The sequence below is a fragment of the Romboutsia sp. genome (assembly GCF_056995035.1).
The window spans coordinates 1-5,969 of sequence record NZ_JBXKIW010000014.1 but is presented as its reverse complement, the minus strand read 5'-3'; the positions used below and the strand labels follow the sequence as shown (position 1 = coordinate 5,969).

General features: G+C 30.8%; 14 protein-coding genes. All 14 read right to left on the bottom strand.

Features of this window, described 5'->3' with window-relative positions; genetic code table 11:
• Positions 1-175: 175 nt before the first annotated feature.
• A complete protein-coding gene (locus tag AC11VW_RS01520) occupies positions 176-907 on the bottom strand; it encodes a hypothetical protein (protein ID WP_484299630.1) in 732 nt (243 codons plus the stop codon).
• Between the two features lie 42 nt (positions 908-949).
• Positions 950-1,492 carry a hypothetical protein gene (locus AC11VW_RS01515; protein WP_484299629.1) on the bottom strand — a complete coding sequence of 181 codons (543 nt, stop codon included), beginning with the start codon at positions 1,490-1,492 and terminating at the stop codon, positions 950-952.
• Between the two features lie 59 nt (positions 1,493-1,551).
• On the bottom strand, positions 1,552-1,818 hold the full coding sequence (locus tag AC11VW_RS01510; protein WP_484299628.1) for a hypothetical protein: 267 nt from the start codon (positions 1,816-1,818) through the stop codon (positions 1,552-1,554).
• A 62-nt stretch (positions 1,819-1,880) separates the two neighbouring features.
• A complete protein-coding gene (locus tag AC11VW_RS01505; protein WP_484299627.1) occupies positions 1,881-2,159 on the bottom strand; it encodes a hypothetical protein in 279 nt (92 codons plus the stop codon).
• A gap of 77 nt (positions 2,160-2,236) precedes the next feature.
• Positions 2,237-2,407 (bottom strand): hypothetical protein, encoded by a 171-nt coding sequence (locus tag AC11VW_RS01500; protein WP_484299626.1) that lies wholly within the window; start codon positions 2,405-2,407, stop codon positions 2,237-2,239.
• Between the two features lie 115 nt (positions 2,408-2,522).
• The gene (locus AC11VW_RS01495) at positions 2,523-2,666 is read right to left on the bottom strand and encodes a hypothetical protein (RefSeq protein ID WP_484299625.1); all 144 of its coding nucleotides are present in this window, start codon (positions 2,664-2,666) and stop codon (positions 2,523-2,525) included.
• Positions 2,667-2,744: 78 nt separating this feature from the next.
• A complete protein-coding gene (locus AC11VW_RS01490; protein WP_484299624.1) occupies positions 2,745-2,942 on the bottom strand; it encodes a hypothetical protein in 198 nt (65 codons plus the stop codon).
• Positions 2,943-2,999: 57 nt separating this feature from the next.
• Positions 3,000-3,191 carry a hypothetical protein gene (locus tag AC11VW_RS01485; RefSeq protein ID WP_484299623.1) on the bottom strand — a complete coding sequence of 64 codons (192 nt, stop codon included), beginning with the start codon at positions 3,189-3,191 and terminating at the stop codon, positions 3,000-3,002.
• A gap of 26 nt (positions 3,192-3,217) precedes the next feature.
• Positions 3,218-3,418, bottom strand: coding sequence for a hypothetical protein (locus AC11VW_RS01480; RefSeq protein ID WP_484299622.1), 201 nt, complete (start codon positions 3,416-3,418; stop codon positions 3,218-3,220).
• 59 nt (positions 3,419-3,477) lie between these two features.
• Positions 3,478-3,843 (bottom strand): hypothetical protein, encoded by a 366-nt coding sequence (locus tag AC11VW_RS01475; RefSeq protein WP_484299621.1) that lies wholly within the window; start codon positions 3,841-3,843, stop codon positions 3,478-3,480.
• Positions 3,844-3,845: 2 nt separating this feature from the next.
• Positions 3,846-4,619: a DUF6353 family protein gene (locus AC11VW_RS01470; protein ID WP_484299620.1), complete on the bottom strand. Its 774-nt coding sequence runs from the start codon at positions 4,617-4,619 to the stop codon at positions 3,846-3,848.
• Between the two features lie 131 nt (positions 4,620-4,750).
• Positions 4,751-5,164, bottom strand: coding sequence for a hypothetical protein (locus AC11VW_RS01465; RefSeq protein WP_484299619.1), 414 nt, complete (start codon positions 5,162-5,164; stop codon positions 4,751-4,753).
• Positions 5,165-5,347: 183 nt separating this feature from the next.
• Positions 5,348-5,542, bottom strand: coding sequence for a hypothetical protein (locus tag AC11VW_RS01460; protein ID WP_484299618.1), 195 nt, complete (start codon positions 5,540-5,542; stop codon positions 5,348-5,350).
• Positions 5,543-5,574: 32 nt separating this feature from the next.
• Positions 5,575-5,969: hypothetical protein (locus tag AC11VW_RS01455; RefSeq protein ID WP_484299617.1), on the bottom strand; the 395-nt coding region annotated here is incomplete at its 5' end.

Genomic DNA, 5,969 nt, shown 5'->3' with positions numbered 1-5,969 from the left:
CCTCAAGAGTCATTATTGCTAATACACCATTTCTAATGCCAGCATTCCCACAACAAAACTTCTCTATCTCTTCCAGATTATCATCAAATTGTACAGCCTCTATAACCACTGGTTTTTTTCTATATTTTTGTATCATTTTAATACGCCCCCTAATTTTTTATCTATATGATTATATTTAATTTATCGGTTTAGTTCTAGGTAAGTTTAATACATAACCTTCTCTTACTCTAGTGAAAGTAGCATTGTTAGTATTAAGATTTGTCCATCCGTACTCATTATCTGTAAATTTACTAGTAATACCAACTAAATCATATAAGTCAGCAACACTAGCTACACCGTAATCTAGAGTAAGATCTATCAAGCATTTAATAACTTCATCTGCCTCTCCTCTAGTTTCCAGGACTATACCATCAAAGCTATGATTACTCCTATTATGATCAGCTGAAGGTCTACGATCTCTATCCCTGTCTCTATCATTACCTTTAGAATAATTATCATATGATACATATGTTTTACCACTACTTCCAGTAGTTCTGTTTCTACTATTTCGGTTTCTACCTCTACCTGAAGTAGTTCCAAATAAAGTCATCTCAACACTAGCCCCTATCATGTCACCAAGAGTACTTATAGTATCAAGAAACATACCTTTAGCTGCTGGAATAAGAATATCCTTAACTACATATTCGGTTATACTTTGAACATCATTACCTTCGCCTATAAATACCTCAGCAAATTTCTTAGACAAAGGTTTCTTTCTTTCTACTGCTTTACCTGTTATTACTTTCTGTACTTTTTTATGCGTAATAGGTTCTGCCTCTTTATCTTTTTTTGAATTGGAAGGAAAATTTAGTTTTGTGGTATTTCCCCCCAATTGTTCAAGCTCATCAACTTTCATTTTTTCATTCATATTATTGTCCCCTTTCAATAAAAATTAGTTTAATATTCTATATTAATTACCTATTTTAAAGATTGTTTCTTGCGGTTTTCGAACCATGTTGTCGGCTATAGAACCATATATCTTAGAAACATTTGTTAGATTCTGGTTGAACTCCTCAAGTAATGACTCTAAATTATCATTAAACTTATCAATAACAATCTGCTTAGCCTCATCTTTAACTTGATTTTTTAATAACTTGATATCTAAATTAGCAACATCCTTTGAAACTTCTTTTGATACTTCTTTTCTAATATCAGAATAAGATTCGTCTACTGACGCTTTAACTTTATTTTTTATATCTCTATTTATAGTTGCAGTTACATTACCTGTTATATTTCTCACAGCCTTTTCAACCTCTCGTTCTACAGCTTTATCAACTGCATTATCAATAATAGCCTCTGAAATATCAACTTTTACATCTTTAGATATATCATCTATAGAAGTATTAATTATATTGTTCGTTTTGTTTAACTTGTTATTTATAATACAGGAATAACCTATAGCAACAACCCCCATAACAATTCCAATAATCCCTAATTTTTCAGTGTTTATCATTTTATTTTCTCCTTTCAAGAAAAAAGTAGATGCTAAGTTTCCTTAACATCCCTTGTTGATTATTTTAGTTCTTCTTTAACCTTAACCATGGTCTCATTGATATATTTAACTAGTTCGTCTATTTTGGCGTCCGTATAAGCACAAGCCTTCTCTCCAATCATACAAGTAAGTACTACAACTCCCAACCAAGTGCAAGCTTTATTAAGCTTACCATTTCCTTCTGGTGTTGTACTCTTTACTGCATTTGAGATTATACTCTCTATACCAGCACCAACTGCAATAGCCGTTCCAAATTTAACTATTTCAATTTTATCTTTGTTTTCCATATTAATCGCTCCTTTCAAAAGCTAAATAATCATTCATTATAGACTATGTTAATTGTGCGATACTACTTATCTAATTCAAGTACCGCATATTCATCATTTTCCCAGAACATGGCTACTGATCTATTTGTCTCCTGATACTGCTTGAATTGATCGATCGCTTCGTCTAACGTATCAATAGTAGGCACATGTGCCGAACTTCTAAGATCTATTACAGTAACATCATCTTCCACTTCAGGTTTAATTTTTGTAAGTTGGTATCCAATTGCACCAGTTGTAAGTATACAAATAACACCAATTACTAATTCTTTATTTTTACTTATAAATTCTTTAATTTTATTCATTATTAATTGCTCCTTTAATTTTTATTTGGCGATAGAGGAAACAAAAAGATAAAGCCTAAGCTTCACCTTTTATGTTATTATATATTATTGTCTTCGTTACTACTGATTGTCTTGATTTCAACATCTTTAATCTTGTCTTCCTTATTTATCATCATAGTACCCATAACTGTCATTCCGACCATAGTTACTACAACTCCTCCTAAGAATAATCCAATCTTAGACATCACTCTATCAAATTTTTCATTCATTAATAAGTTCCTCCTTAAAATATAATTCTTTCATTATGAGGTATGTTATTCATGCGACAAAAAAGATAAAGCATAAGCTTTACCCTCTATGTAATCATCTTTATAATATTCTTTATTATTGATTATTTACCATCAATATATCTTTATACTCATCTTTATTAAGTATTGTTGATCCAAACAGTGTTGTAACCACTATAGTACCAATTATACCTCCTATAACTAATGTAACTTTTGATATATTCTTAATAAATTTATTCATTAATAATTCCCCCTCATAATATAATTCCTTCTACTATAGGGTATGTTATTATCACGATGAAGAGACAAAAGAAAAAGCCTAAGCTTCATCTTCTCTATAAGATTCTAATTCTAATGGTTCTTCTACTTCATTTAATTCTACATAATCAACATCTACAACTTCCTTTTCTTTATTGTGCATAACTACCGCTGCAACTGTTCCAACTGCTGCTATTGCTACTCCACCTATAAATAATTTTACCTGTTTTTTAGATATTTCTTTATTAAAAATTTTCATTAATAATTCCTCCTTAAAATATAATTCTTTCATTATACAGTGTGTATTTTTCGCGACCTATGCTATCTCGATAACTGCTCCAACTAATGTTATCTTAGCTGATTTAAATAATCCATGTTGTCTTTTATAGTGATAGCATAGATTACTTCTAGCTCTTTTAGGTGAATCAGCATATGTTTCGTCGTACCATTTTTCCGCAACAATCTTATTAAAAGACATGACTGCCCCCTCATATCTGTATCGTTTCATTGTGTAATCCCCCCTTTTTTTATTATCTAGACCGCTTCTTCCTCACCTAGTAATAAATCACAAAACTTAGTGTATATTCTTTCCATTCTTTCTTTACTTATCTTCTCATTTTTAAAAGCCTCTTCAAAACATTGAGTAATATTATGTTCTAAATCATCACATCGTCTAAGAAACATTCCATTTGCTAATTTTATAGCCACATTTGTCATAGTATTCTCAGGTAACATTTTCTACTCCCCCATTTTTTATATATTTTATTTATATAATTCATTACTTAACATTTTTCTTATTTAGATTTATCAATTACATTAAAATCAAAGGATAGAGTATTCCAGCCTACCATTTTTTTAATTATAGTATTAGCTTCTAAACCAGTCAATTGTTTATTTATATTATGAATCGCAATGACATTCCTATTTAAGTCTTTATGTGAAAAACTAAGCTCATCACAAATAATATGACTCGGGCTTACTCCATCCGAATACGGTTTCCAAGCTCTTGTTGGAGCATGATATTGTCGTCCATCGTTAGTCTTAACTACAGTTTGTTCAGGACAAGAAGTAGGAGTATAGAAACGTAAAACCGTTCCTATAACAAACCCCTCCTCAAAACATATAACTTTATCTCCTATATTAAATTCTCTAGTATTCATATCTAATATCTAGGTCTTGGTATAGCATTAAAGTCAAATGTTATACATGGTTCATCGTTATCAGACATACAAGTACTAATATCAAACTCTAACATACCCTGATATCCAAGGTCCCAACCAAGTTCTTTACCGGTACTAACAGGTTCTAAATCCATATAACCATAAATATCGTTTAGACTTAAATATTGTTCGCTTAGTAATGCGTGATTAATTTCATTTTGAGCCTTTTTAAGCTTCTCTACTGATGATTTAAAGTATCTTCCAGATAACATATCTAAACAAAGAGTTTCACCATTTCCTGTAACTATAATAGTATTTCCGTCCTTTTTAGTCTTATTCACATGATCCTGAGCAATCTCTTCTTTTATCAATTGCGCTTTTTTCTCACCGATTGTTTTAACAACTTTAGCTTGATATTCCTTCAAAGCCGTCTCAGATAGATAATATGCACTTGTAAGCGCTGCACTACGCTTTAAACTAATAGTATTAGCTCCTATAATACAAGCTATTGTAGCAGCTCCCATAGCAAATGTAGGTATGTAGTAAGTCCATGAAAGCTTAACGATGTCTGCTTTAGTCATAATAATATCACCATCATATTCTCGATCAGTTTCTCTGTAATGTTGTTCCTCCTCAATAAGTCGTAATACTTTAGGTGTAGCGTTGATTGCCATAGCCGTTGTACCAATTAATCCTCCTATACTTAATATAGTAAGAATTGTAGGACTGTTTTTTCCAATACCGTGTTTCAAAGTTTTAACTAATGGTAATTTCATTTTTATTATCCCCTTTCAAGATTATTTATTTTAGACAAAAAAGTGAGAGATATATGTTTTAGGTTTTACTCCTATAAGCTTATTGTAAGCTAACATGCATCTCTCATTATAGGGTATGTATTTTTCGCGAGTTAAAAATTCTTAAATAGAGAAAGAAGATGTTTGTGTGTATTTTTAATTTGTTGGTCTAAATGAGTCTCCTCATCTTGAATATAATCGACACTTTCAATTAACGAGAGCTTTAATGTTTTAATCTCTAAATTTGAGAAACCAGCAGATGCTAATCGTTTGTATACATCATCTGATATCTTTTTAATTTCTCGATCACCTGTTAAATATTTTATATCCACATCAAGTCTTATAGAGAGATCACGTACTAAACTTGGCGAAGCTTCTCCACTTTTTATAGCTCTACTTATTGATTTGTCAGACCAATTAAAATCTGATTCTCTACCTAATTCCCTCATACTAACGTTTCTATCATTTAAAGCAATAATCAAATTTGTCGTATTTATTTTAACCTTATCTATTTCTTTATTTGCCATTTTATTATCTCCTTTCAATATTTAAAAATAAAAAAATAAATAGAAAAGGTAAGCCTCGCAACTACTTTCATATAGACAATTGGATTTTCACCAACTTCCTAAATATTATCTAGTAATATTCTATGGAATCTTAAGGGTGTCTATATTTACCTTCTCCATTATAACATGTGTATTTTTCGCGAGTTAGTCTCCCACATAATGCCATAGACGTCCGTAGAAGTTCGCAGCAGTATTATATAGTTCTCTAGTTACTGAACCATCATCTACACCACGACCCCATAGACTAGCTCTACTATTATAATTAGCCTCTATAGGATACTTACTAGCCAACTCTCTATTTATTTTTTGAATAGCATTTTTTTCTTCATTACTTATCATTTTATATATCTCCTTTCAAATTTTTATTAGTATTATTTATTAGAGTCAATTATTTCGATATTTATATAAGCACAGGTATCCATATCTACGTGTTCAATTAATTCTTTTAAGAATCGATTGATAGTCTCAAGCTCCTTCGATATAAATTTTTCTGCTGGCCATCGAATCACCTCATCATCTTCTTTTTCATTTATTACTGATACACAAAACTCTTTATTTACTGGTTCCTTTGGGTAACCTATTCCATATCTATTCCATCCATATAATCCATCCTTATTTAGCCATCTGCGATAATCATGACAAAATTCAAATGTGCAATCAACTGGTTCCAGATAAACAATCAATGGACCATCGTTATTGCATCTAATTTCTCTAACTATACCCATCTTACCCATATTTTTACCATGTGTGTTTATTACTAACTTAT

What these genes read in the sequence shown, in the direction of transcription:
- AC11VW_RS01465 (WP_484299619.1), bottom strand. Translation starts at nt 5,164, where the DNA reads ATGGCAAATAAAGAAATAGATAAGGTTAAAATAAATACGACAAATTTG.
- AC11VW_RS01485 (WP_484299623.1), bottom strand. Translation starts at nt 3,191, where the DNA reads ATGAAACGATACAGATATGAGGGGGCAGTCATGTCTTTTAATAAGATT.
- AC11VW_RS01515 (WP_484299629.1), bottom strand. Translation starts at nt 1,492, where the DNA reads ATGATAAACACTGAAAAATTAGGGATTATTGGAATTGTTATGGGGGTT.
- AC11VW_RS01475 (WP_484299621.1), bottom strand. Translation starts at nt 3,843, where the DNA reads ATGAATACTAGAGAATTTAATATAGGAGATAAAGTTATATGTTTTGAG.
- AC11VW_RS01470 (WP_484299620.1), bottom strand. Translation starts at nt 4,619, where the DNA reads ATGAAATTACCATTAGTTAAAACTTTGAAACACGGTATTGGAAAAAAC.
- AC11VW_RS01500 (WP_484299626.1), bottom strand. Translation starts at nt 2,407, where the DNA reads ATGAATGAAAAATTTGATAGAGTGATGTCTAAGATTGGATTATTCTTA.
- AC11VW_RS01490 (WP_484299624.1), bottom strand. Translation starts at nt 2,942, where the DNA reads ATGAAAATTTTTAATAAAGAAATATCTAAAAAACAGGTAAAATTATTT.
- AC11VW_RS01480 (WP_484299622.1), bottom strand. Translation starts at nt 3,418, where the DNA reads ATGTTACCTGAGAATACTATGACAAATGTGGCTATAAAATTAGCAAAT.
- AC11VW_RS01495 (WP_484299625.1), bottom strand. Translation starts at nt 2,666, where the DNA reads ATGAATAAATTTATTAAGAATATATCAAAAGTTACATTAGTTATAGGA.
- AC11VW_RS01505 (WP_484299627.1), bottom strand. Translation starts at nt 2,159, where the DNA reads ATGAATAAAATTAAAGAATTTATAAGTAAAAATAAAGAATTAGTAATT.
- AC11VW_RS01510 (WP_484299628.1), bottom strand. Translation starts at nt 1,818, where the DNA reads ATGGAAAACAAAGATAAAATTGAAATAGTTAAATTTGGAACGGCTATT.
- AC11VW_RS01460 (WP_484299618.1), bottom strand. Translation starts at nt 5,542, where the DNA reads ATGATAAGTAATGAAGAAAAAAATGCTATTCAAAAAATAAATAGAGAG.
- AC11VW_RS01520 (WP_484299630.1), bottom strand. Translation starts at nt 907, where the DNA reads ATGAATGAAAAAATGAAAGTTGATGAGCTTGAACAATTGGGGGGAAAT.